Raw genomic sequence first — 22,505 nt, forward strand, 5'->3', positions numbered from 1 at the left:
CGTGAGGGATCTCCGGAGGGCCGATCGGCACCGTCCACCGCGTGAACGAGGTCCGGCCATGGAACAGTCCGACGACCCGCCGGCTGCTGGACGAGGCCGGGGTGACGAGCGTGCTCGCCGTGGACCGCGACGTCCGTTTCCTCACCGAGCGGCCCGTGCCGGGCCCCGACGTGCTGGAGGCCGACCCGAGGGGGCCCGCCGCCGACCGCCTCCGACCGGAGCGGCTGTGAAGCTCGAGGCACCGGCTCACGGCAGGACGACGCCGCCTACCCTTCGGCGGTGCGTGTGGCCAGGTCCTCGTCGGTGATGGCGCGGACCACGCGGCAAGGGGTGCCGAGCGCGACGGTCATCGGGGGGATGCTGCGGCTGACGACACTGCCGGCGCCGATGACCGACCCGTATCCGATGCGGACGCCGGGCAGGACAACGGCGTTGCTGCCGATCCACACCTTGTCCTCGATCACGATCGGCTCCGAGAACCGCCCGAAGTCAGTACGCCGTGAGGGGTGCACCGGGTGTCCCGTCGTGGTGAGGGTCACGCTCGGAGCGATCATCACACCGTCGCCTATGCGGATGTCGACATCGTCGACGAAGGTGAGGTTCACGTTCCCGAAGAAGTCGTCGCCGATGTGGACGTTGCTGCCGAACCCGGCATGGAACGGCGGCAGCAGCACCGTGCGTTCACCGACCGACCCGAGGATCGCGACGAGCAGCGACCGGCGCTTCTCCGTCTCACCCGGCGGGGTGTGGTTGTACTCGAAGATCTGCTCGGTGCGGCGCCGGGGAGCCTGGAAGGCCGCTTCCGACTCGGTGTAGACGAGCCCCTTGGCGATCCGGGCCAGGACCTCTTCCTCGTGCGCGTGCGTCACAGCGGAACGGCTCCGTTCGTCCGACCCCCGGGCCCGGGCCCGACGCGCCCTCGGCCGGCCGCGCGCACCGAGCCTATGCCTTCGCCCGGACCGCGGCGTCCCCGTTCCGCTCATGACGCCCGCATGACGACCTGTATGTCGCGATGGCGACCGGGACGGTGACCGGTTCAAGCCGCGATCCGGCAACCGGCGCGGTGCCGACGGCACTTGGAACGGCAGGGCGGACGAGGGCGCCGACCACCACGCCGGGAAGGACGCCGGCCCTCCGACGCGACCGCCGGGCCGCTGTGGGACCCGAACGGCGGGCGCGAGGCGGGGCAAGGACGAGCGGCACGTCCCGCCCGGCGGTGACTGGGCCTCCGGACGCACCGAACTCCCGTGTTCCAAGAGCCACTTCCCCACCGGTTCAGCGTCCGCGGCGCCGCCGGCATCGCCCGCACCGGCACTTTGTCTCATGCGAGGAAGAAGATGCGGGACTGTGCGCGAAAGGGGTTACGCGTTCACGTGAAGCCCGCTAACTTCCTTGAAATGGACCGGTCATAACCCCGTCCGGGGTGACGGTCCGGTGTTCGACGGCGCGACGGCGCGCGCCCGTACTCCTTCACGGCAGGCCACCGTGGCCTGCCGCCACCCCCCCCATATTCCTGGAGACTTCCGTGCGCACGAAACCGCTCGGACACAGACGTGTCCGCATGCTGCTGACGGCCGTGGCGTGTGCCATGGGCCTGGCGCTGCCCGTGGGCCCGGCCGCCGCCGCCCCGGCCGGACCCGGCGGCGAAGCCGCGGCGGCCGAGGACTTCCAGCAGGTCACCCTCGCCAAGGGCGTGGCCGAAACGGGTGAGCCCATGACCCTGGCCGTCCTGCCGGACCGCTCGGTGCTGCACACCTCGCGCGACGGCACCCTGCGACGGACCGACGCGGCCGGCACCACCACCGTGGCGGGCAGACTGGACGTCTACAGCCACGACGAGGAGGGCCTGCAGGGCGTCGCGGCCGACCCCGGTTTCTCCACCAACCGCTTCGTCTACCTGTACTACGCCCCCGAGTCGAACACTCCGGCAGGCGACGCCCCCGCCGACGGAACGGCATCCGACTTCACCCCGTTCGACGGCGTCAACCGGCTGTCCCGGTTCGTCCTGCGGACCGACGGCACCCTCGACGTGGGGAGCGAGAAGAAGATCCTCGACGTGCCCGCCTCCCGCGGCCTGTGCTGCCACGTCGGCGGCGACATCGACTTCGACGCGGCGGGCAACCTGTACCTGTCGACGGGCGACGACACCAACCCCTTCGCCTCGGACGGCTACACCCCCATCGACGAGCGGGCCTCCCGCAACCCCGCCTACGACGCGCAGCGTTCCTCGGGCAACACCAACGACCTGCGCGGCAAGATCCTGCGGATCAAGGTGAACCCCGACGGCACCTACGGCATCCCGGCGGGCAACCTCTTCGCGCCCGGCACCGCCAGGACCCGTCCCGAGATCTACGCGATGGGCTTCCGCAACCCCTTCCGGATGAGCGTCGACAAGGCCACGGGCACCGTCTACGTCGGTGACTACGGCCCGGACGCGGGCACCGCCGACGCCTCCCGGGGCCCCGGCGGACAGGTCGAGTTCAACCGGATCACCAGGGCGGGCAACTTCGGCTGGCCCTACTGCACCGGCGACAACGACGCCTATGTCGACCACGACTTCGCCACCGGCGCCTCGGGCACGGCCTTCGACTGCGCGGCGCCGAAGAACACTTCGCCGCACAACACCGGCCTGACCGACCTGCCGCCCGCACAGCCCGCCTGGATCCCCTACGACGGCGGTTCCGTCCCCGAGTTCGGCAACGGATCCGAGTCGCCCATGGGCGGCCCCGTCTACCGCTACGACGCGAACTCCACCTCCGAGGTGAAGTTCCCCGCCGAGTACGACGGCGACTTCTTCGCCGGTGAGTTCGGCCGCCGCTGGATCAAGCGGATCGAGGCCGGCGGCGACGGAACCGTGCAGGCCGTCAACGCCTTCCCCTGGAGCGGCACCCAGGTGATGGACATGGCCTTCGGACCGGACGGCGCCCTCTACGTCCTCGACTACGGCACCGGCTACTTCAACGGCGACGCCAACTCCGCCCTGTACCGCATCGAGCACGTGACCGGCGGGCGCGCCCCGGTGGCCCAGGCCGAGGCGGACACCACCTCCGGCACGGCCCCCCTCACCGTCGGCTTCTCCTCGACCGGCAGCTCCGACCCGGACGGGGGAGCGCTCACCCACGCCTGGACCTTCGGCGACGGAGCCACCTCCACCGCGGCCGACCCGTCCCACACCTACACCGCCAACGGCCGGTACACCGCGACGCTGAAGGTCACCGACCCCACCGGCGAGTCCGCCACGGCGTCCGTCCAGATCACCGTCGGCAACACCGCCCCGACCGTACGGCTCGACACACCCGCCGACGGACGGATCTACGACTTCGGCGCCGCCATCCCCTTCAAGGTCACGGTCACCGACCCGGAGGACGGCACGATCGACTGCGCCAAGGTGAAGGTCACCTTCATCATCGGTCACGACAGCCACGGCCACCCGCAGACCTCGGCCACCGGCTGCACCGGCACCCTGCGGACCCTGGCCGACGGCGAACACGACCCCAACGCCGACATCTTCGGCGTCATCGACGCCGAGTACACCGACAACGGCGCGAACGGCCAGCCCGCGCTCACCGCCCACGACCAGCACATCACCCAGCCCAGCCACCGGCAGGCCGAGCACTACGGCGACTCCGCCGGCGTCCAGGTCGTCAACCACACACCCGCGCACGGCGGCAAGACGGTCGGCGACATCCACGACGGCGACTGGATCTCCTTCACGCCCTACAGCCTCGACAACACCACCGGTTTCACCGCCCGCGTCTCCTCGGCGGGCAGCGGCGGCACCCTCGAGGTCCGCGCGGGCTCCCCGACCGGCGTGCTGCTCGGCACGGCCACCGTGCCGGTCACCGGCGGCTGGGAGACCTTCCAGGACGTCACGGCGTCCCTGACCGGTCAGCCGGCCGGCCCCACCACCCTGTACCTCGTCTTCAAGGGCGGCAGCGGCGCCCTGTTCGACGTGGACGAGTTCTCCTTCACCACCTCCACCGGCGGCACCCGCACGGGTGAGGTGAAGGGGGTCAATGGCAAGTGTCTGGACGTGGACAACGCGGGTACGGCGGACGGTACGGAGGTGCAGATCTGGACGTGCAACGCGTCGGCGGCGCAGCGGTGGTCGGTGGCCGGTGACGGTTCGTTGAGGGCGTTGGGCAAGTGTCTGGACGTGTCCGGTGGCGGGAGTGCTGACGGGACGCGGATCCAGTTGTGGACGTGCAACGGGACGGGTGCGCAGAAGTGGGCGGCCCAGTCCGACGGCACGGTGCGCAATCCGCAGTCGGGCAAGTGTCTGGACGCCTCGGGCGGTACGTGGAACGACGGTACGCCGGTCCACCTGTGGACCTGCCACACCGGACCCAACCAGAAGTGGACCCTGCCGTAGAAAGGAGGCGACCCACGATGCGCACCCTGTTCGGAACAGCGATCGGCCTGTGTGCCGGCGCCGTGCTCTGCCTGGCACCCCAGGCCGCGGCCCTGCCCGGCACCGCACCTGCGGCCCTCGACACCGCGGACCGCACGGCCACCGCGGCGGCCGACCCGGCGTACGAGATCCTCGTCTTCTCCCGGACGGCGGGCTTCCGCCACTCCTCGATCGACGAGGGCGTCACGGCCCTGCGCGACCTCGGAGCGGCGAACAACTTCACCGTCACCGCCACCGAGGACCCCGGGGCCTTCACCACCGCCAACCTCGCCCAGTACCGGACCGTGGTCTTCCTCTCGACCACGGGCGACGTTCTGGGCCCCGCCCAGCAGACCGCCTTCGAGCAGTACCTGGGCGCGGGCGGCGGCTACGTCGGCATCCACGCCGCCGCCGACACCGAGTACGACTGGCCCTTCTACGAAGGACTGGCCGGCGCCCTCTTCCAGTCCCACCCCGCCATCCAGCCCGCGACCGTCAGGGTCGAGGACCGGGCGCACGACGCCACCGCGCACCTCGCCGGCACCTGGCAGCGCACCGACGAGTGGTACAACTACCGCACCAACCCCCGCACCACCGCCCACGTCCTGGCATCGCTGGACGAGTCCAGCTACTCCGGCGGCTCCATGGCGGGCGACCACCCGATCGCCTGGTGCAAGGAGTACGCCGGCGGCCGCGCCTTCTACACCGGCGGCGGCCACACGGAGGAGTCCTACGCCGACCCCGCCTTCCGCCGGCACCTGCTCGGAGGCATCCGCTGGGCCGCCGGCACCACCCAGGCCGACTGCCGCCCGGAGACCGGCTACACACCCCTGTTCGACGGCACCGGCACGGCCGGCTGGAAGCAGGCGGGCCCCGGCGGCTTCACCCTGGCCGACGGCACCCTCACCTCGCACGGCGGACTGGGCCTGCTCTGGTACGACGCCGAGGAGTTCACCGGAGACTACTCGCTGAAGCTCGACTGGAAGCTGAACGGTGACGACAACTCCGGTGTCTTCGTGGGCTTCCCGGCGTCCGACGACCCGTGGTCGGCGGTGGACAACGGCTACGAGATCCAGATCGACGCCACCGACGCGGCCGACCGCACCACGGGCGCCGTGTACGGATTCCGGTCGGCCGACGTCGCCGCACGCGACGCCGCGCTGAATCCGCCGGGCGAGTGGAACACGTACGAGATCCGCGTCACCGGAGAGCGGCTCGAGGTCTTCCTCAACGGCCGGAAGATCAACGACTTCACCAACACCGACCCGGCCCGCAGCCTGCAGCAGGGCCACATCGGTCTCCAGAACCACGGCGACGGCGACGACGCGGCCTTCCGCAACATCCGCATCAAACAGACCGGATCCCCGACCGACCCGCGCACGGGTGAGGTGAAGGGGGTCAATGGCAAGTGTCTGGACGTGGACAACGCGGGTACGGCGGACGGTACGGAGGTGCAGATCTGGACGTGCAACGCGTCGGCGGCGCAGCGGTGGTCGGTGGCCGGTGACGGTTCGTTGAGGGCGTTGGGCAAGTGTCTGGACGTGTCCGGTGGCGGGAGTGCTGACGGGACGCGGATCCAGTTGTGGACGTGCAACGGGACGGGTGCGCAGAAGTGGGCGGCCCAGTCCGACGGCACGGTGCGCAATCCGCAGTCGGGCAAGTGTCTGGACGCCTCGGGCGGTACGTGGAACGACGGTACGCCGGTCCACCTGTGGACCTGCCACACCGGACCCAACCAGAAGTGGACCCTGCCCTGATCCCGCTCGGTGCCTTCGGCCCGCGCGGAACGGCGGAACGGGCGTACAGCGCGGCGGCCTGCGTACTGCCGGCGGCCGCGCCGACCGCCCGGACGGCAAGTGTCCGACGCGGCGACGACCGGGCCGGACGGTAGGTGAACATGCTGATGTCGCCGGGGGGCGGCCCTCGCACGACGAGTGGTCTGCCCCCCGTGTCCGCACCGGCACGCCGCTCACCGTGGGCCGGGTGCGGGAGGCCGCGTTCGCGCATCACCGTGCGGAGCGCGCACGGCGCGGTGGTGGCATCCGGTCCGTCAGCTTCCCAGGGTGAAGAAGTGCAGCGGGCTGTTCGGCTCGAAGCCGATCCGCGGATACATGGGGGCCCCGGCGGCGGTCGCGTGCAGCGTGGCGCGGGTCAGCCCGGTGGCCCGGGCGCCTTCGTACAGGGCCTTGCGGGTCACCGCCTCCCCGTACCCCCTGCGCTCCCATCGCGGATCCGTGGCCACGAGTACGACGAAGAGGCGGCCGTCCGCTTCCACGGCCCCGGCGCACGTCACCGGAACGCCGTCCCGCATGCCCAGGTAGGCGTGCACCCCCGTCCTCCACAGCTTTGAGCCCACGAGGCCGTCGCGGCCGGCCTCCAGCGGCATGCCGTAGGCGCGCGAGTTGAGGTCGGCGTAGGCCCGCAGGTGCTCGTCCGTGCCGACCCGCGTGAACGTCAGGTCCGGGTGCGCCGGTTCGGGGACCGGCAGCAGGTCGCCGGCCATACCGGTGCCCGAGAAGGCGTGCACCAGACCGGCCCGCTCGGCCGCTTCCGCCAGGCGCGGGCGCGCCCCGGCGTCGAGGAGGTCCTCGAAGACCCACAGAAAGCCCGCGTGCCTCTTCGACCGCATGATGTCCGCCGCCTGACCCAGCCGCTTCTCCATGAGGCCCGCGTCCGCCCCGGCGTCGGTGAGCGTGACGCAGTTCCAGAAACCGAACCGGCACTCCGCCCAGCGCACCGCGATGCCCGGCAGGTCCCGTACGTCCGCGCCCGGGTCCCGGTCGAGCACCATGCCCCGCCAGACCGTGGCGAGCTGCTCCATCGATTCCACCGCGTCAGCCGAGTTCCGCGTCACCTTGTCCCCTTCGCTCGATCACCGGTCGGGACATGTCTGCCCACCGGGACCGGCGATGCACGCCCGAACCGGCCGGAACGGACCCGCTCACGGATGATCCGGCAGCCGGAGCCACTCCTCCCAGGTCAGGTCCCGGCCGATGAAGCGCGGCCGTTCGAAGGGCCAGTCCTCGGCGATCCAGCGCGGCACGAACGCCTCCAGTGCCCGCTCCAGCGCGCCGCCCACCTCGTCGTCCACCACCCACCAGGAAATCTCGGCGTCCGCCCCCTGCTTCTCGGGCGGGTCGATGTAGACGCAGCCGCGCAGGGCGGTGCGGTCCGCGTTCTCGATCGTGTAGTTGAACGACTCGTGCGCCTCGATCTCCGCGGCGTGCCGCTCCAGGTCGGCGAGGTTCGCCTCGTACGACATCGTGGTCGCCGGCCAGCCCCACGCGGGGCCGAAGATCGACCACAGCCGCTCCCGCGAACCCATCACCGTCGGGTAGTCCAGCGGCGCGTCCGCACCGCTGATCGGGCGCAGCCGGTGGCCTCCGCCGTCGGGTATGCCGACGTGGAGGGGATGGACGAAATCATGCGGAAGCCAGGTCATGGGCGTGAGCCAACCAGGCCGGGAAGCGCCGCGCAAAGGGATATCGCCGCGGCCGACCGGTGTCACGTGGCGCGGTGGAGTCCGTCCCGCGCGTCGGCCGCCGTTCCCGGACCGGACGTGGCGGGGGGCAGGGGCGGCAGATTCGAGGCGAGGTCCGGCAGCAGGACGGGTTCCAGCCGGACCCGCTCCTGCCTGCCCAGGTAATCCTCCAGTTCCGACGGCCGGTAGCCGGTGTCCCGGTCGTAGCGCTCCTTGGCGGGCACCGCCAGGAACTCGTTGCCGTCGGGCTCGCCGTGGTCGTCCACCGCCTTCCCGAGCGGCCGGTGCAGCGGCCCGGCCAGCCGGTACACGCCCCTCCGTGAGGCGTGGAGAGTGCCCGAACCGTCCGGCCGTACACGGAAGTCGACGCATTCCTCGGGCTTCATCACCCGGGGCCCCTCCGTGCTGAGCGCATCGGCGTCGAACTCCAGCCCGTGCCTGCGGGCATGGTCGACCATCCACAGCAGGGCGATGTCGGACAGTCCCGTCTCCTCGTAGCCGCCGCCGACGTCGCTGTGCACCCCGGCGAACCACACCTGCTTCAGCTCCTGGCCCCGCGCGGCGGAGCCGGGACGCCGGTGCCACAGGGCCGGCCGGAACGCCGAGCGCTGTTCGTCGACGGCCAGCGCGTGGAAGGCCGCCACGACCCGGTCGCCCAGCTCGGTGTCGTGGAACGCCCAGCGGCGGTTGAACCGGTCCGCCGCCGGCCGCAGCCACGGGGCGTCCGGGACCGGGATGCCCAGGGCGCCGACGGTGTCCCACACCCCGACGAACCTGATCTCCGTCTCGCGCGCGTACGAGCGGCGGAACAGCGTGGCGGCCGCGCCGTTCGGCTGCTCGACGCGGTCACGGTACAGAGCCCAGGCCTCCGGGATCCGGTCGGCGTGGTCCCGGCGCAGGATGCCGCTGTTGTGCACCAGCCCCGCCAGGCTGCGGGCGGTGAACGCGCCCCGGCTGAAGCCGAAGAGGAACAACTCGTCGTCGGGCTCGTACGTCTCGACGAGGAACCGGTAGGCGTCCACGACGTTCCGGGACAGTCCCGCACCGAACGCGCCGCCACGCAGCCGCTCCCGCCGGTGGGTGCCGACACCGCTGTGGTAGTAGACGCGCTGTTCCTTCCCGGCGGCGGACCCGGGGCGCACGGACAGGGCGACCTTGGCGACGTTGGTCTTGCTCGGCTGGTCCGCGAAATTCCATGTGCCGTCACAGCAGACGACCAGACGCTTGGCCATGACCATCCTCCTCGCGAGAGCGCGGAGCGGCGCACAGCACCACTTCCAGGGCCTCACCGCCTGGCACCCCGCGCCATGCGGCACATGCGGCACATGCGAGGACGTCACCGGGAGGGCCGTCCCGGCAGCGGCGGTCGCCCCGGCCGTCATGCCCGCAGCCCGAGCCCGACGCCAACTCCATCCGATGCGGCGGCCATTGACGGGCAGGACGGCCGTCCCTAGCATGGCGCCGCATCATTACATCGATGTAAAGCGCTGCGCGGCCCATCCCCGCCATCCCCTGCCATGGCCTTCCGGCCGAGATCCACTCCCGGAAAGGACCCCCCTGTGCCTTCCAGGCATCTCCCACGTCCCCGCGGACACGTCGCCCTGCTCGTCGCCGCCCTCCTCGGGCTCGTCCTGGGCCTGCTGCCGACGGCCGCCGCCCCGGCCGCCGCGGCTTCACCCAAGGCTCCCGGACCAGGCGCCGCCGCCGCGGCAGCCGGGACGTTCCGCAACCCGCTCAACACCGGCCCCGACCCGTTCATGACGCACTGGAACGGGAACTACTACCTCACCACCACCCAGGGCAACAGCATCAGGATGTGGCGCTCACCGTCCCTGGGCACCCTGCTGACGGCCGACCCGATCACCGTGTGGACGGACTCCGACCCGTCCCGCAACCGCAACATCTGGGCCCCGGAGTTCTACCGCTTCGGTGACCGCTGGTACCTCTACTACACGGCCGACGACGGCGTCGACGAACACCACCGCCTGTACGTCCTGGAGTCGGAGCGCGACGACCCGGCCGGCCCGTACCACTTCAAGGCGAAGCTCGCTCCGCCCAACCACGCCGACGACTTCGCCATCGACGCGGGCATCCTCCAGCTCGGCGGCCGGCTCTACCTCGCGTACAGCGGCATCAACCAGTACCAGCACAACGGGCTCAACATCGCCCCGATGTCCGACCCGTACACCGTTTCGGGCAACGCCGTCGCCATCGACGCGGCCGGGGGATGCCCCGAGGTGCGGGAGGGCCCGGAGTTCCTGTACCGCAACGGCCGGGTGTGGATGACCTACTCCGCGTGCGACACGGGCAAGCCGGACTACCAGGTCTGGATGATGTCGATGCCGCTGAACGCCGACCCGCTCGTACCGGGGAACTGGCGGCAGCACCAGGGCGCGGTGTTCTCCCGGGCCGACGACCGGGGCGTGTTCGGGCCGGGCCACCACGCCTTCTTCCGCTCCCCCGACGGCAGTGAGGACTGGATCGTCCACCACGCCAAGACCACGTCCCGGAACACGTACGGCAACCGCACGACCCGGGCGCAGAAGTTCACCTGGCGAGCCGACGGAAGCCCCGACTTCGGCCGCCCGCTGGCGATGGGAGCCACCCAGGACCTGCCGTCCGGGGACCCCGGATCCGGCAACTACTGGATCAACGACGACGGACGGTCCAGCGGCCCCGGCGGCGTCACCTACAGCGGCGCCTGGAACTCCGGCACGGGCTGCGCCACGCAGTGCTTCTGGAGCGACGACCACTGGAGCGACCGGGCCGGCGCCACGGCGACCTTCTCCTTCACCGGCACCCGTATCGTCCTGCTCTCCGTCCAGGACACCGGCAACGGCTACGCGGCCGTCAGCGTCGACGGCGGCCCCGAACAGCGGGTGGACTTCCACGGCCCGATCCGCGTCGGCGAGGCGGTGCAGTACACCAGCCCACGTCTCGCGTACGGCAGCCACACCCTCCGGGTCCGGGTGACGGGACAGCACAACTCCCAGTCCGGAGCGTCCTTCGTGAGCGTCGACCGCGCCGAGGTCTACGTGAACTGAAACCACCCCGCCGGCCGTCGGTGAACCGGTTCACCGACGGCCGGCCCTCGGCTCACGGCAGCACGCGGTACGTCAGGTGCGTGACCAGACTCGCCGACCGCGACGTCACCTGCTCCAGTTCCACCGGCGGGACACCTTCGAACAGCCGAGTGCCGGCGCCGAGGGTGAGCGGCACGATGTGCAGCCGCAGCTCGTCGATCAGGCCGGCGGCGAGGTACTGGTTCACGGTGGTCGCGCCGCCCTGGACCGCGACATCGCCGTCACCGGCCGCCGCGCGCGCCTGCGCCAGTGCCGACGCGATTCCGTCGGTGACGAAGTGGAACGTGGTGCCGCCGTCCATCGGCTGCGGCTCGCGCGCGTGGTGGGTGAGCACGAACACCGGCGCGTGGAACGGCGGATCCTCGCCCCACCAGCCGTTCCACTTCCGGTCCCACGCGCCGCGCACCGGGCCGAACATGTTGCGCCCCATGATGAACGCGCCGGCCGCGCTCATCCGGTCGATCTCGGTCCTGTTCTCATCGGGCGTGTCGAACATCCAGGCGTGCAGCCGGGCCCCCGACCCGTCGCCGCCGTCGTCACCGAACGGCCGTTCCTCGGTCTGGCCGAGCCCCGCCGAGTAACCGTCGGCCGAGATCGTGAGATCACAGATCACCCTGCTCATGCGTGTGGTCCTCCTGGTACGTGTCAGTGGTGGTGACCGTGGCGGCCGAGGGTCTCCACGGGGGTCGCGCCGGGGCGGGTCCACTGCGGTACGGGGCGGCTGGTCGGGCCCCAGGTCGCGTTCCCGTCCGCGTCCGAGCGCCAGGACCAGCACGGGCTGCCCCCCTCGGGCCGGCCCTCGGGGTTGTCCTCCCACGCCTCGCCGCGGCCGTAGGGCGTCATGTCGAGCAGGCCGAGGGAGCCGTTGACCCGTTCGTTGCCGCGGCCCGTCGTGGAGTAGGTGAGGAACGCGCGGTCGCCGTCGCGGAGGAAGGAGGTGAGGTACCCCATGTCGCCGCCGACCGGCGCGTCGACGCCGCGCACCGAGTACCAGGGCTGGGTGTAGCCCATGAACGCGACGTAGGAGGCCACCTCGTCCCAGGGGCCCGTGGTCAGGACGGCGAACGAGACGCCGCGGGCGTTGAGGTAGACGGCGTCCTTCAGGTGCCAGGCCGTGGTGGTGCAGCCCTCGCACTGCCCCTGGTGCGGCGCGCCGTCGTACCACATGTGCTTGTAGACCACGAGTTCGTCGCGTCCCTGGAACAGCTCCAGGAACGGGACCGGGCCGTCGGGGCCGACGACCTCGACCGTGCCGTCGAACTCCACCATCGGCAGCCGGCGGCGGGCCGCGGCGACGGCGTCGCCCTCGTGGGTGTGGGCCTTCTCGCGGACCAGCAGCTCGTCCCGTGCGGCCTGCCAGGTGGCCAGGTCGACCACGGGCGGGCGTCCGGACGGCGCGGTGGCCGGGTCTTCCGGTGTGGTCGTCATGGTGTCCTCCGTGGTGCCTGGTGCCGGGCGGCGCCGTACGACGACGCTCTACGACGCTCACCAGTGGAGACCCGCGGCGGGGCCGGAACTCATCGCACCGGCGAGCACCGATTCCGACGCGCGGAAGGCGAACCGTTCCCGGACCTGCGCGTCCTCGGCGGCAACGCACCGCAGGCCGGCCTGCCGATGCCGGTGACCGCGCTCACCGGGCGCCGCTCACGGGCGCGGATCGACCTGGTCGTCGGCGCGGGCGTCCACATCCCGGGCTGTGGCGCGCCACTGTTCCCCGGCGCCGGCCCTAGCGCTCCGCTTCGGTGAAGCGGTCCAGGCCGAGCACGGCGAGCAGTTGCAGCTTCTCGTGGCCCTCGGTGCGCGGCGGAGCCGTGAGCACGAGCAGTGTCTGGGACTGGTCCTCGGTGAACAGCGCCTGGCAGTCCAGCTCGATCGCGCCGAGTTCGGGGTGGATGAGCGTCTTGTGGTCCTCGAAGCGCTGCGCCACCTCATGGCGGGCCCACAGTTCGGCGAACTCCTCGTTCGCCTTCTGGAGGGCGCGCACGAGTTCACCGGCCCGCGAGCGCGGGCCGCGCAGCCCGTGGGCGGCCCGCAGGTTCGCGACCTGGGCGCGGCTCTGCCGGGCGTGGTCGGCCTCGGGATAGATCGACCGTTCCGCGGGATCGGTGAACCAGCGGTAGATCGCGCTGCGGGCGAGACCCGTGTGCTTCGACGCGTCCCCGAGCAGGGCGGCGGCCATCCTGTTCTGCACCAGCGTCTCGCCGAGGTCGGTCAGAACGAGCGCCGGGGTGTCGTCGAGCCGGTCCAGCACCCGCAGCAGCGCGGGAGCGACATGCGGCGAGGCCGACAGCGACACCGGTGCGTTGTGCCCGGCTATCCGGTACAGGTAGGTGCGCTCGTCGCCCGTCAGCCGCAGCGCCCGGGCGAGCGAGGCCAGCATGTGCTCGCTGGGCTGCGGCCCGCGCCGCTGCTCCAGCCGGGTGTAGTAGTCGGTCGACATCACGGCCAGCGACGCGACCTCCTCACGCCGCAGACCCCGGGTCCGCCGGCGTGCGCCTGAGGGAAGGCCGAGGTCCTCCGGCTGCAGTGCCTCGCGGCGGCGGCGCAGGAAGTCGGCCAGAGCTGCACGGTCCATGGAGACGATTATCGTCCGGCACCGGTGCCCGAGCCAGGGATCGCCGGTCCCCCGACAACCGGTCTCTGCCCCCGCGGCGGCGGACCGGCGACGATCGGGGCATGAACATCTCCGGAAACACCATCTTCATCCCCGGCTCCACCAGCGGCATCGGTCTCGCTCTCGCCCTCGAACTGAAGGCCAGGGGGAACACCGTCATCGTCGGCGGCCGACGCACCGAGCTGCTGGAACGGATCGCGGCCGAGCACCCCGGCATCGACACCGTGCAGATCGACACCGCGGACGCCGACAGCGTCACCTCCGCCGCGAAGCGGGTGCTGGACCGTCACCCGGACCTCAACGTCCTCGTCACCATGGCCGGCGTGATGCGCGTCGAGGACTGGCGCGATCCCGCGTCGTTCCTCGCCTCCGCGGAGTCCACGGTGACGACGAACGTGCTCGGTCCGATCCGTCTGATCGCCGCGTTCGTCGAGCACCTGCAGGCGCGGCCGGACGCCACGATCATGACCGTCTCCTCGGGCCTGGCCTTCACGCCGCTCAAGGCCACGCCGAGCTACAACGCCTCGAAGGCGGCGATCCACATGCTCAGCGAGTCCATCCGGCTGCAGTTCGCCGGCACCTCGGTGAAGGTCGTGGAACTCGAACCGCCGTCCGTCCGCACCGCGCTGCTGCCCGGACAGGAGGAGAACGAACACGCCATGCCGCTCGACGAGTTCGTCGCGGAGGTGATCGGTCTGATCGAGACCCGGCCCGACGCGAAGGAGATCCAGGTCGAGCGCGTGAAGTTCCTGCGCTACGGCGAGGCCCGCGGCGACTACGACCAGGTCGTCGAGACACTCAACGGCACCGACCCGCACGGAAAGTGAGCCGGAACCACTCGCCACCACGCACCCGCCCGGCCTGTCGGCGCCGCGCCGTGGGCTGCCGGGACACACCGCGTTCCTGACCCGTCGGACCGGGCGTGCGGTGCGATCGGTCCGAGGCCGGGGACCAGGTGACGTGGATGCCGCCGGCCGCCTCCGCGCAGCGGTGACGAGGCGGTTCAGGAGGCCCGGGCGCGTGGCTCCTCACTTCATGCGGATCACCACGTACGTCTCGCCGTCCCCCGGCGGCCGTGTCCAGGAGCGGGTGGTGAACGTGTGCAGCCGCCCGTTCACGATCGCGTGGCGCGGCAGATGCGCACCGAACTCCCCGGCCACCGCTTCCAGCAGCGGCCGTTCCGCCTCGGCGGCGTCCTCCGGAGCACCGAAGAACCGGCTCGGGTCCAGCGCCCGCGGTATGTCCCCGCTGCGCCGGACCTCTCCGTCCGCGTAGGTGAACGCGTACTGCTCGACGCCGTCCCGCGCCACCGAGAGATGGAAGAACGGCTCCCCGTGCCATGCTCTGAGGCCGCTCCACACCACCACCGCGCGGGTGCCCGCGCCGGCGGCCGGGGCGGGGGAGACGAACCGCCGCCGGTCGAACGAGGCGGGGTCGCCGTCGAAGGCGAAGCTCCAGCCGGTGCCGGCCCGGCCGACCGCCATGAGCGCCCTGTCGTCGTAGGACGAGAACTCCCTCCGGTTGTGCAGCAGCCTGCTGCGCGCGTCCCGGAGGGTCATGGGTTCGTTCAGCACCGTGCCGTCCCCGTCCGCCAGACGGGCCGGCAACTCCTCCGGCTCCACCCCTTCCACCAGGACGAACCGGTAGGACGTGCGGTTGTTGCCGCGGTCGGGCTCCGCGAGCCAGGCCAGGCCGTCCGGGTCGAGCCCGGCCGCCGGCCCCGGTGCCTCGCCCGTCCGCCCGCCCCGCGGGGTGGACAGCAGCTCACGGCCCCGCTCCGGGGTCAGCAGCGGCCCGAGCAGGGGGTCGGCCACCCACCCCAGCGGCGCCAGGAGGTCCGGCCCCAGCGGCTCCCACGAGGGCAGGGCGTCCATCAGGGTCCGCCACCCCCCGTCGGTGTCCCCCCACCGCGTCAGCTCCCGGGCCCGCTCCACCGCCTCCCCGAACGGCCCGGCCGCCGTGTACCGGTACGTGCCGCCGCGCATCCGCTCCAGCGTCGCGTAAGCCAGTGACATCAGGTCCTCGTCGGCGCCCCGCAGGTGGAACTTCAGAGTGGAGTCGTCCCGGTACGAGTGCGCCGCGTACTCGGCGACCAGGAGCGGCAGCAGTTCGGACGCGTACCGAGGGTCCGTCACCAGCCCGTCGAAGTACACCATGTACGTCTGCCCGAGCAGGCGGCGTATCTGGTCGCCCAGCCCGGCGGCCCGCGGCCTGTTGTACCCCTTGGCCTCGTCCAGCGCCTTCCCGGCCCGCTCCCAGCCGCCGCGCAGCGCCTCCAGCCGGGCCTCCTCCACCGCGGCGTCCAGCTTCCGCGTCGTGTCGTTGACGAACTCCGGCTCCCCGTCGCGCGGCTGCGCCCGCAGGCTGTGGAACTCACGGTGCATGTCCCGCATGAACGCGAGGAAGCTCGCGTGCCGCTCGGGCGACTCGGCCCGCCAGCTCGCCCACGTGTACACGGCCCACTCGCCGTCCTCGTCCACGTCCTCGGGATCCATCAGGACGTAGGTGACGTCGGACTCGACGTCGAGCTGCAGCCCGCGCCGCCAGAGGTCCGCCTCCCGCCGCTCCTCGGGCCCGGCGTCCTCGTCCAGGTACTCCTCGAACATGACCGCGAGTCCCGACTCGTCGTCGTGCCAGCGCGCGTCCGCGGTCCCCGCCAGCAGCGACACGAACCCACCCGCGTGCCGCCACCCGTCGCTGACCTTCAGGAACTCCCGGTACGAGGGCGGCATCCGCCGGCCGAGGCGCTTCTCCATGGCCGTGATCCGTTCCTCGGACGCGGGCGGGAACCCCAGCCACCGTGCCTGCCGGGCGGCCTCGTTCTCCTCGTCCCGCGCGCTGTCCGGCAGGGAATCCGCCCACTCCCCGCTCCACTCGAGCAGGAACGGCCGCCAATCGAAGGGTGAGTTCTCCGTCATGCTCCGATGCTGTCACCCACCACTGACAGTCCCGGGCGAGTGCCGGAAGTCCTCGGCCGAGGACGATGTCCCCCGAGCGGGAAGGCACGGCGTCCAGGGCGGAGAGCGTCGTCTCGTCGAGCGTGACCGCTCCCGTCGCCACGTTCGCCTCCAGGTGTCCGGGGCCGGCCGTGCCGGGGATCAGCAGGACGTCGGGGGAGTGGTGGAGCAGCCGGGCCGGACCCACCTGACCCGGGCGGCACCGCTGAGGCCGATCGCGAGACCGGCCGTGATCGCGTGCGGTGAAGCCGCGTGACGGGGGTACCGGCTGGGTGACGCGTGACGGTGCGGCTCGGGAGGGCGACGATGGAAGCGATGGGTCAGTTGCGACAGCTCAGGGCCGTGTACGCGGGCGGTGTGGTCGCCTGGACTCTCTGCCTGTTGCTGACCCTGGTCCAGGAACACGGGTCGGCACGGCAGGTCGTGGTGCTGCTGGGCCTGCTCGCCGTCTTCCTCGTCCTGCTGCTGTGGTCGACCTGGTGCCTCTGGGAAGCCGGGACGCGCCGTTCGCCGGACCGGCCGGGAGACACGGCGAACGCGCGGCCCGAGCAGTCCTGACGGAATCGACGGCAGGTCCGGTGCGGGCGGATCCGCGGACGAACGCCGGCCAAGGCGATGCCGTCGCGGCACGAGGCCGCACGCCGGCCGCCAAGTCCGGGTCCCCCGACGCGTCTGTCGGCGCGACGGCCGGGCATACGGGCTTCATCCCCATGAGAGGAGCTCGTTCATGCTCGGTATGGTCGCGGCGGTGCTTTTCTTCATCGCGTTTCTGATCAACGCGGCGGAGATCGGCACCAACGACGTGTTCTCTTCGGTGAACGTCATGCTGCTGGGGCTGACCGCCCTGGCCCTGCACGTGGCGGGAGTCGGGACCGGCTGGTCCCGCCGACGCTGACCCGGTCCCGCGCGGGCCCGGCACAGGTGTCACCGGGCCCGCGCAGTCCTGTCCGCCGCGGCCCTCGGCCGCGGCCTGCCCGGGCCCTGCGCGGCGCCGAGCGCGTGGGACTCGACGACGGTGCCGCCCGGGTGGGCCGAGAGCTGCCCGCGGAACGGCCTCTCAGCCGATGCGGGCCCCCGCGCCGCCGACCCGGACACGCGGGTCACCCGCGCGCAGCGTCACCGTGAGCCGGCCCGGGCGGCCCAGGTCCTCGCCCTGGTGCAGGGTGAGAACGGCGTCCTCGGGGACGAGGCCGAACTCACGGGCGTACGCCCCGAACGCGGCTGCCGCGGCGCCGGTCGCCGGGTCCTCGACGACGCCGCCGACGGGGAACGGGTCACGGACGTGGAAGACGGTGGCCGACTCCCGCCACACCAACTGGACGGTGGTCAGGTCCAAGCGGTGCATGAGGGCTTCGAGGCGCGCGAAGTCGTACGAGAGATCCGCGAGGCGGGCGCGGGTGGCCGCCGCGAGAACGAGATGGCGGGCGCCGGCGAACGCGATACGGGGCGGGAAGGCCGGGTCGAGATCGGCGGCCGGCCAGCCCAGCGCGGCGAGCGCCTCCGCGAGGTCGGCGTCGGCGATCTCCTCGACGTGCGGCTCCACGCTGGTGAGCGTGGCCCTGACCGTCCCGTCCTCCTCGGCCACCTCCACCGGCACGGTGCCGGCCCGCGTCGCGAACACCAGCTTCCCGGGGCCCGTCCGCTCGGCGAGCGCGATGGCGGTCGCGACGGTGGCGTGTCCGCAGAACGGCACCTCGGCCTTGGGGCTGAAGTAACGGATGCCGTACGTCCGTCCCTCGGGGCCGTCGAGGTCCTTCGGGGGCGGGGTGAGGAACGCGGACTCCGAGTAGCCGAGGTCGGCGGCGATGGCCAGCATGTCCCCGTCGTCCAGAGCGGTGGCGTCCAGAACGACACCGGCGGGGTTCCCGCCGTCGGGACTGCTGGAGAAGGCGGTGTACCGCAGTACCTCGGGCCGTGGCGCATTCGTCGTCATGTTCGCGGCAACGCGACGCGGACCCGCGGCTATTCCTGGACGCGGGGGAAGTTCACGCATAATCGGTTGCCCGCCGACGGTGGCGGTGGATGCAATGTCCGGCATGACGACCCAGGCGCGCCCGCCACGGCGGGAAGAGACGAACGCGTACCACCGGGCCCTGCCACTGTGCGGTCCGCATCGTCACACGGGAGACGCCGACGCATGAGTGCGCCCTCAGCGCCCTCAGCGCCGTCGTCCGGGGCCGGACGGACCGACGGACCGTCCGTCCGGATCGGCGCTCTCGTTCCACTGACCCCGCCCGGCTGGGTCGAGGCGGGCCGGCACTTGCTCGCCGGACTCGAACTGGCCGTGCGCGAGGTCAACGACGCCGGCGGGATCGCCGGAAGACCACTCGAGCTGGTGGTCCGGGACACCGCGGCCGATCCACGGAGAGCCGCGGCGGCCGTGGACGAATTGGCCAGCCTGGGCGTGGCCGCCTTGGCGGGGGAGTACCACAGCGTCGTCGCCCGTGCCGCCGCGGCCCGGGCCGACGCCCTCGGACTGCCGTTCCTGTGCTCGTCGGCGGTTCTCGACGCGCTCACCGAACAGCCGACGCGATGGGTCGCGCGCCTCGCCCCGGCGCAGTCCCACGGCTGGCGGATCTACGCGGACTTCCTCCTCGGCGCGGGGCACAGCCGCATCGCCGTGGCGGCCGCGCCGAGCGCCTACTGGGCATCCGGGGCCCGCATCCTGCGGGACCACCTCGCGCCACGCGGCGGGACCCTCGTCGAGCTCGACATGAGCACGCTCGCCCCCACGGCCGTGTGCGACGCACTCGCCGGCCAACGCGCGACAGCGCTCCTCCTCCTGGTCGGCCACCCCGAACCGGCGGTGTCGATCGTCAGGTCCGTCCGCCGCGACCAGCGCCTCGCCGGGATCACGATCGGTGCTCCGGCCGGGCAGCCGGAGTTCGCCCCATGGGCGACCTTGCCGGGCGGGGACGGCGCCGCCGTCCCGTTCCTGCGCTACCTGCCCCGGCGTCTCGGCCCACTCGGCGCACGAGTCGGTGCGGCCCTCCGCGAGCGGCTGGGCGAAGCGCCCTCCTTCGTCGCCTTCGAGGGCTACGACACGGTCGTCGTCCTCACCGATGTGCTGCGTTCCCACGGCGGGGACCGGGCGGGCACGGCCGAGCCCTGGTCGAGCGTCGAGGTCGAAGGCACCCGCGGGCGCATCCGGTTCTCCCGCCCGCCGGGCATCAGCGTGTGGCAATGGGCCTGGCCACCCGTCCAGGTCGTCGACCGGGACCCGGCGGAACCCGACCGCCTTCGGATCCTTCACACCGGCTGAGAGTCCGGCGGGCGAGGCGGTTTTATAAGCTCGTGCGGGGAAGCGTCGGATGCCTGGTGTGTGCGCCTTGAGGAGGCGGTAGTGCTCGGAAGGAGCGCGCGGTTGCTCGCGGGCGCCGTGATCGTGGCCTGCATGGTGCTCCTCGGGCCCAGTGCGCCGAGCGGAACGCCCTTCGCCAGGCCACTGCCCGACGATGCCGTCAGCGACGTCGTGCCGAACCGGGTCATGACGTGGAACATCTGCAACCCCTGCGAGACGAGCAACGTCGACCGGGCGGCGGAGATCGCCACATACGCGCCCCAGGTCATCGGCCTGCAGGAAGCGTGCGTGCGTGACGTCGAGAGGATCCGGGACTATCTGAGGCGCCTTTACGGGCTGGTGTACCACGTCGAGTACGGGTCGGTCCTACGGAACTGGGGCCGCTGCGGGGGAGCGCCGTGGAGCCCGGGAGCCTTCGGCCAGGCGATCCTCTCGGCGGCACCGATGACGGACCACGTCAATGCGGAATACCCCGACGGAGGATCCGAGGACCGCGGGTACATGGCGGTCACCACCACGGTGGGCGGCCGGTCCGTACGGGTCTTCAACACGCACCTCGCCGAACGACGTCAGGAAGAGGTGAGGGCGGACCAGGCCGGCGTGCTCGCCGAGGTCATCGCCCGGCACGACCGCGCGATCGTTCTCGGAGACTTCAACGCCGTGCCGGGCGCTCCCGAACTCTCCCGGATCTGGGCACTGGCCGAGGACACGGATCCCCAGTGTCTCCCCTCGCGGGCCGGCACCTGCGAGACGACCACCGACTGGCACAGCAAGTTCGACTACGTCTTCCTGCGAGGCATCACCCCGCTCGGACACCGCGTGGAAACCACCCCGCACTCGGACCACCACATGCTGCACACCGACGTGGCGGTCGGTGAGACCGTCCCGCTCCACGCTGGTCACGCGCCCACGCCGGCCGACAGCCGTGCCCAGGGCATCGGCCGTGTGCGGCCCCCTCGGTCGGAGCGGTCAAGCGCTTGACACCGAACCGTTCCCGGCAGGCGCACACGCGGAGCCACGGGCGGCACCCCGCCGGTGCGAGAGGGCGATCAGCTCTCGTCCGGGACGGCCATCTCCCCGAGGAGGGACCAGTCGTCCTGCGGAACCGTCACGTTGACGATGCGCGGCGTCTCCACGAGGTGGGGCGGCAGCGTCGCGCGTGCGGCGGTGAAGTGCTCGGACCGCACGTGCGCGGCCCCGGCCTCGTCGTCCCGGAAGGCCTCGACCAGTACGTACTCGGTCGGGTCGTCGACACTGCGGGACCAGTCGAACCACAGACATCCCGGCTCGTCGCGGGTCGCCTCGGTGAACTCACGGGTGATCTCGGGCCACGCGTCGGCGTGCTCGGGCAGGACGCGGAACCTGGCGGTGATGAAGATCATGACTCTCCTGGGGATGTCGTGGTGACCGGTCAGGGGACGAGGAGCGCCCGTCCGGCGCCCAGGTCGTCCAGGACATCCTGGCATCGGTCGAGGGGATATGCGCTGATGTGCGGTCGTACCTTCCCCCGGGCGGCGAGCACTGTCACCTCGCACAGGCCGTCGTAGCTGAAGAGGCCCTGCTCGCGGTGGACGTCGTCACCGTACTTCCGGGCCCGCCGCCCTCGAGCGGCCGTGGCCCGGTCACGGATCCGCGCATGCTGCTCACCGGTGCGCGCCGACGAGCACCACCGCACGAGCCCGCGGCGGTGCACCCGCGCCGCGGCACCGGTTGTCGGCCCGGTCTCCGGGGAGCTCGCAGGCGGCGTCAAGCCCACCACGCGGTCGTACTCCTCCTGCCTCCGGCCCTGGTCCTGGCCGCCGCAGTCCCGGCCCGGGCCCTTGACCGTCGGGCGGCGGCCCAACCCTTCGAGTCCCGCCTCCAGTCCTGGGCGAGGAGTCCGAGCAGCACCTCGTCCAGGAACTCGCCCATCACCCAGGCCGAGGAGCGCGGCATCGCGACCACGTCGGTGCCGTAGTCCTTGCCGCGGGAGGACGGCAGCAGCCCCGACCCGATGTGCGCGGACCGGTTGTGATGGTCGATGCCCCACAGCGTCGCGGTGCCGATCGGCGTGCCGCCGGCCGACTCCACCACGGAGAACGGGACGGACCCCTCCTTCGTCTCGTCCACCACGAGCCGCGGATCCTCGGCGCCCGCCGCGTCGTCCCCGTCCACCACGGCGGCTGGGCCCACTTCACCGAGGGCCGCGACGAACTGGGGGCCGCCTTCACCGCCGCCGGCCTGGCCGACCGCCCGGACAGGAATCGGGTTCAGCGCGCCTGAACCCGCCGGACCGTGCCATGACGTATGGGGTGCCCCCGTCTTCGGACGGGGGCACCCCATACGTCGTATCGGCTCGCCCTGCGCGGGCCGCGTCGGCCGCCGGGCCGTTATGCGTGGGCGTGCCCGCGGCGATGGCCGCGCCCGTGCCCGCGGCCGGTGAACAGCCGGTACAGCGCCAGCAGAATGACGGATCCGACGATGGCCGCGATCCAGGTGGACAGCTCGAAGAAACCGTCGATCGAGTCGACCCCGAAGATCACCTTGCCGAGGAACCCTCCGAGGAGCCCTCCGGCGATACCGATGAGCATGGTGACGATGATTCCGCCCGGGTCCTTGCCCGGCATGAGCGCCTTGGCGATGGCTCCGGCGAGCAGGCCGATGACTATCCACGCGATGATGCCCATCACAGACTCTCCT

General features: G+C 72.0%; 19 protein-coding genes and 4 pseudogenes. 10 read left to right on the forward strand and 13 right to left on the reverse strand.

Annotated elements, in window-relative coordinates; genetic code table 11:
* Nucleotides 1-23 precede the first annotated feature (23 nt).
* Nucleotides 24-197: pseudogene (locus ACZ62B_RS28870) on the forward strand (SAM-dependent methyltransferase); the annotation flags it as partial.
* 69 nt (nt 198-266) lie between these two features.
* Here ACZ62B_RS28870 and ACZ62B_RS28875 read toward each other — a convergent pair.
* The gene (locus tag ACZ62B_RS28875; protein WP_468722799.1) at nt 267-869 is read right to left on the reverse strand and encodes a sugar O-acetyltransferase; all 603 of its coding nucleotides are present in this window, start codon (nt 867-869) and stop codon (nt 267-269) included.
* Nucleotides 870-1,561: 692 nt separating this feature from the next.
* On the opposite strand from ACZ62B_RS28875, the gene ACZ62B_RS28880 reads away from it, so the two are divergent.
* Both ACZ62B_RS28880 and ACZ62B_RS28885 read left to right on the forward strand, forming a co-directional pair.
* On the forward strand, nt 1,562-4,372 hold the full coding sequence (locus tag ACZ62B_RS28880) for a lectin (protein WP_468722870.1): 2,811 nt from the start codon (nt 1,562-1,564) through the stop codon (nt 4,370-4,372).
* A gap of 17 nt (nt 4,373-4,389) precedes the next feature.
* Nucleotides 4,390-6,147 carry a lectin gene (locus ACZ62B_RS28885; protein ID WP_382052249.1) on the forward strand — a complete coding sequence of 586 codons (1,758 nt, stop codon included), beginning with the start codon at nt 4,390-4,392 and terminating at the stop codon, nt 6,145-6,147.
* A gap of 293 nt (nt 6,148-6,440) precedes the next feature.
* On the opposite strand, the gene ACZ62B_RS28890 is transcribed toward ACZ62B_RS28885, so the two are convergent.
* The 3 genes from ACZ62B_RS28890 to ACZ62B_RS28900 all read right to left on the reverse strand — a co-directional run bounded on the left by ACZ62B_RS28890 (nt 6,441) and on the right by ACZ62B_RS28900 (nt 9,103).
* A complete protein-coding gene (locus ACZ62B_RS28890; protein ID WP_469692736.1) occupies nt 6,441-7,211 on the reverse strand; it encodes a GNAT family N-acetyltransferase in 771 nt (256 codons plus the stop codon).
* A gap of 120 nt (nt 7,212-7,331) precedes the next feature.
* Nucleotides 7,332-7,832, reverse strand: a complete 501-nt coding sequence (locus tag ACZ62B_RS28895; protein WP_073933982.1) for a GNAT family N-acetyltransferase — start codon at nt 7,830-7,832, stop codon at nt 7,332-7,334.
* A 62-nt stretch (nt 7,833-7,894) separates the two neighbouring features.
* Entirely contained in the window at nt 7,895-9,103 is a 1,209-nt protein-coding gene (locus ACZ62B_RS28900) for a DUF2235 domain-containing protein (RefSeq protein WP_344566761.1), read from the reverse strand.
* A 285-nt stretch (nt 9,104-9,388) separates the two neighbouring features.
* Between ACZ62B_RS28900 and ACZ62B_RS28905 the strand changes: the two genes are divergently transcribed.
* On the forward strand, nt 9,389-10,915 hold the full coding sequence (locus ACZ62B_RS28905) for a family 43 glycosylhydrolase (protein ID WP_468887050.1): 1,527 nt from the start codon (nt 9,389-9,391) through the stop codon (nt 10,913-10,915).
* A gap of 52 nt (nt 10,916-10,967) precedes the next feature.
* Here the strand turns inward: ACZ62B_RS28905 and ACZ62B_RS28910 are convergent, their stop codons facing one another.
* From ACZ62B_RS28910 to ACZ62B_RS28920, 3 genes are all read right to left on the reverse strand, one after another.
* A complete protein-coding gene (locus ACZ62B_RS28910; RefSeq protein ID WP_469692646.1) occupies nt 10,968-11,576 on the reverse strand; it encodes a dihydrofolate reductase family protein in 609 nt (202 codons plus the stop codon).
* Nucleotides 11,577-11,599: 23 nt separating this feature from the next.
* Entirely contained in the window at nt 11,600-12,382 is a 783-nt protein-coding gene (locus ACZ62B_RS28915; RefSeq protein ID WP_469692648.1) for a DUF899 family protein, read from the reverse strand.
* A 298-nt stretch (nt 12,383-12,680) separates the two neighbouring features.
* Nucleotides 12,681-13,529 carry a helix-turn-helix transcriptional regulator gene (locus ACZ62B_RS28920; RefSeq protein WP_468722793.1) on the reverse strand — a complete coding sequence of 283 codons (849 nt, stop codon included), beginning with the start codon at nt 13,527-13,529 and terminating at the stop codon, nt 12,681-12,683.
* A gap of 101 nt (nt 13,530-13,630) precedes the next feature.
* Here ACZ62B_RS28920 and ACZ62B_RS28925 point away from each other — a divergent pair, with 101 nt between their 5' ends.
* Nucleotides 13,631-14,395, forward strand: coding sequence for an SDR family oxidoreductase (locus ACZ62B_RS28925; RefSeq protein ID WP_468887052.1), 765 nt, complete (start codon nt 13,631-13,633; stop codon nt 14,393-14,395).
* Nucleotides 14,396-14,596: 201 nt separating this feature from the next.
* Here the strand turns inward: ACZ62B_RS28925 and ACZ62B_RS28930 are convergent, their stop codons facing one another.
* Together ACZ62B_RS28930 and ACZ62B_RS28935 are read right to left on the reverse strand one after the other, a co-directional pair.
* A complete protein-coding gene (locus ACZ62B_RS28930; RefSeq protein WP_469692650.1) occupies nt 14,597-16,486 on the reverse strand; it encodes an SMI1/KNR4 family protein in 1,890 nt (629 codons plus the stop codon).
* A 58-nt stretch (nt 16,487-16,544) separates the two neighbouring features.
* A pseudogene (locus ACZ62B_RS28935) lies at nt 16,545-16,721 on the reverse strand (aldo/keto reductase); the annotation flags it as partial.
* Between the two features lie 119 nt (nt 16,722-16,840).
* On the opposite strand from ACZ62B_RS28935, the gene ACZ62B_RS28940 reads away from it, so the two are divergent.
* Together ACZ62B_RS28940 and ACZ62B_RS28945 are read left to right on the forward strand one after the other, a co-directional pair.
* Nucleotides 16,841-17,083 carry a hypothetical protein gene (locus ACZ62B_RS28940; RefSeq protein ID WP_344566748.1) on the forward strand — a complete coding sequence of 81 codons (243 nt, stop codon included), beginning with the start codon at nt 16,841-16,843 and terminating at the stop codon, nt 17,081-17,083.
* Between the two features lie 169 nt (nt 17,084-17,252).
* Entirely contained in the window at nt 17,253-17,420 is a 168-nt protein-coding gene (locus ACZ62B_RS28945) for a hypothetical protein (RefSeq protein WP_179167568.1), read from the forward strand.
* 162 nt (nt 17,421-17,582) lie between these two features.
* On the opposite strand, the gene ACZ62B_RS28950 is transcribed toward ACZ62B_RS28945, so the two are convergent.
* Nucleotides 17,583-18,458 carry a PhzF family phenazine biosynthesis protein gene (locus ACZ62B_RS28950; RefSeq protein ID WP_344566746.1) on the reverse strand — a complete coding sequence of 292 codons (876 nt, stop codon included), beginning with the start codon at nt 18,456-18,458 and terminating at the stop codon, nt 17,583-17,585.
* 204 nt (nt 18,459-18,662) lie between these two features.
* On the opposite strand from ACZ62B_RS28950, the gene ACZ62B_RS28955 reads away from it, so the two are divergent.
* Both ACZ62B_RS28955 and ACZ62B_RS28960 read left to right on the forward strand, forming a co-directional pair.
* Nucleotides 18,663-19,787: an ABC transporter substrate-binding protein gene (locus ACZ62B_RS28955; protein ID WP_468887057.1), complete on the forward strand. Its 1,125-nt coding sequence runs from the start codon at nt 18,663-18,665 to the stop codon at nt 19,785-19,787.
* A gap of 81 nt (nt 19,788-19,868) precedes the next feature.
* A complete protein-coding gene (locus ACZ62B_RS28960; protein WP_344566742.1) occupies nt 19,869-20,807 on the forward strand; it encodes an endonuclease/exonuclease/phosphatase family protein in 939 nt (312 codons plus the stop codon).
* Nucleotides 20,808-20,875: 68 nt separating this feature from the next.
* Here the strand turns inward: ACZ62B_RS28960 and ACZ62B_RS28965 are convergent, their stop codons facing one another.
* Both ACZ62B_RS28965 and ACZ62B_RS28970 read right to left on the reverse strand, forming a co-directional pair.
* Nucleotides 20,876-21,208 (reverse strand): putative quinol monooxygenase, encoded by a 333-nt coding sequence (locus ACZ62B_RS28965; RefSeq protein WP_344566740.1) that lies wholly within the window; start codon nt 21,206-21,208, stop codon nt 20,876-20,878.
* 463 nt (nt 21,209-21,671) lie between these two features.
* Nucleotides 21,672-21,959: pseudogene (locus tag ACZ62B_RS28970) on the reverse strand (GNAT family N-acetyltransferase); the annotation flags it as partial.
* Here ACZ62B_RS28970 and ACZ62B_RS28975 point away from each other — a divergent pair.
* Nucleotides 21,945-22,088: pseudogene (locus ACZ62B_RS28975) on the forward strand (MBL fold metallo-hydrolase); the annotation flags it as partial. The pseudogenes ACZ62B_RS28970 and ACZ62B_RS28975 overlap by 15 nt on opposite strands.
* 107 nt (nt 22,089-22,195) lie before the next feature.
* Here ACZ62B_RS28975 and ACZ62B_RS28980 read toward each other — a convergent pair.
* A complete protein-coding gene (locus ACZ62B_RS28980) occupies nt 22,196-22,492 on the reverse strand; it encodes a GlsB/YeaQ/YmgE family stress response membrane protein (RefSeq protein ID WP_073933954.1) in 297 nt (98 codons plus the stop codon).
* Between the last annotated feature and the right edge of the window lie 13 nt (nt 22,493-22,505).

This window comes from Streptomyces sp. NPDC053426, from assembly GCF_055585405.1.

Bases quoted from the DNA above. Each gene is read 5' to 3' on its own strand.
- ACZ62B_RS28880 (WP_468722870.1), top strand. From the start codon at position 1,562: ATGCTGCTGACGGCCGTGGCGTGTGCCATGGGCCTGGCGCTGCCCGTG.
- ACZ62B_RS28885 (WP_382052249.1), top strand. From the start codon at position 4,390: ATGCGCACCCTGTTCGGAACAGCGATCGGCCTGTGTGCCGGCGCCGTG.
- ACZ62B_RS28890 (WP_469692736.1), bottom strand. From the start codon at position 7,211: ATGGAGCAGCTCGCCACGGTCTGGCGGGGCATGGTGCTCGACCGGGAC.
- ACZ62B_RS28895 (WP_073933982.1), bottom strand. From the start codon at position 7,832: ATGACCTGGCTTCCGCATGATTTCGTCCATCCCCTCCACGTCGGCATA.
- ACZ62B_RS28900 (WP_344566761.1), bottom strand. From the start codon at position 9,103: ATGGCCAAGCGTCTGGTCGTCTGCTGTGACGGCACATGGAATTTCGCG.
- ACZ62B_RS28905 (WP_468887050.1), top strand. From the start codon at position 9,389: ATGGCCTTCCGGCCGAGATCCACTCCCGGAAAGGACCCCCCTGTGCCT.
- ACZ62B_RS28910 (WP_469692646.1), bottom strand. From the start codon at position 11,576: ATGAGCAGGGTGATCTGTGATCTCACGATCTCGGCCGACGGTTACTCG.
- ACZ62B_RS28915 (WP_469692648.1), bottom strand. From the start codon at position 12,382: ATGACGACCACACCGGAAGACCCGGCCACCGCGCCGTCCGGACGCCCG.
- ACZ62B_RS28920 (WP_468722793.1), bottom strand. From the start codon at position 13,529: ATGGACCGTGCAGCTCTGGCCGACTTCCTGCGCCGCCGCCGCGAGGCA.
- ACZ62B_RS28925 (WP_468887052.1), top strand. From the start codon at position 13,631: ATGAACATCTCCGGAAACACCATCTTCATCCCCGGCTCCACCAGCGGC.
- ACZ62B_RS28930 (WP_469692650.1), bottom strand. From the start codon at position 16,486: ATGACGGAGAACTCACCCTTCGATTGGCGGCCGTTCCTGCTCGAGTGG.
- ACZ62B_RS28940 (WP_344566748.1), top strand. From the start codon at position 16,841: ATGGGTCAGTTGCGACAGCTCAGGGCCGTGTACGCGGGCGGTGTGGTC.
- ACZ62B_RS28945 (WP_179167568.1), top strand. From the start codon at position 17,253: ATGCTCGGTATGGTCGCGGCGGTGCTTTTCTTCATCGCGTTTCTGATC.
- ACZ62B_RS28950 (WP_344566746.1), bottom strand. From the start codon at position 18,458: ATGACGACGAATGCGCCACGGCCCGAGGTACTGCGGTACACCGCCTTC.
- ACZ62B_RS28955 (WP_468887057.1), top strand. From the start codon at position 18,663: ATGAGTGCGCCCTCAGCGCCCTCAGCGCCGTCGTCCGGGGCCGGACGG.
- ACZ62B_RS28965 (WP_344566740.1), bottom strand. From the start codon at position 21,208: ATGATCTTCATCACCGCCAGGTTCCGCGTCCTGCCCGAGCACGCCGAC.
- ACZ62B_RS28980 (WP_073933954.1), bottom strand. From the start codon at position 22,492: ATGGGCATCATCGCGTGGATAGTCATCGGCCTGCTCGCCGGAGCCATC.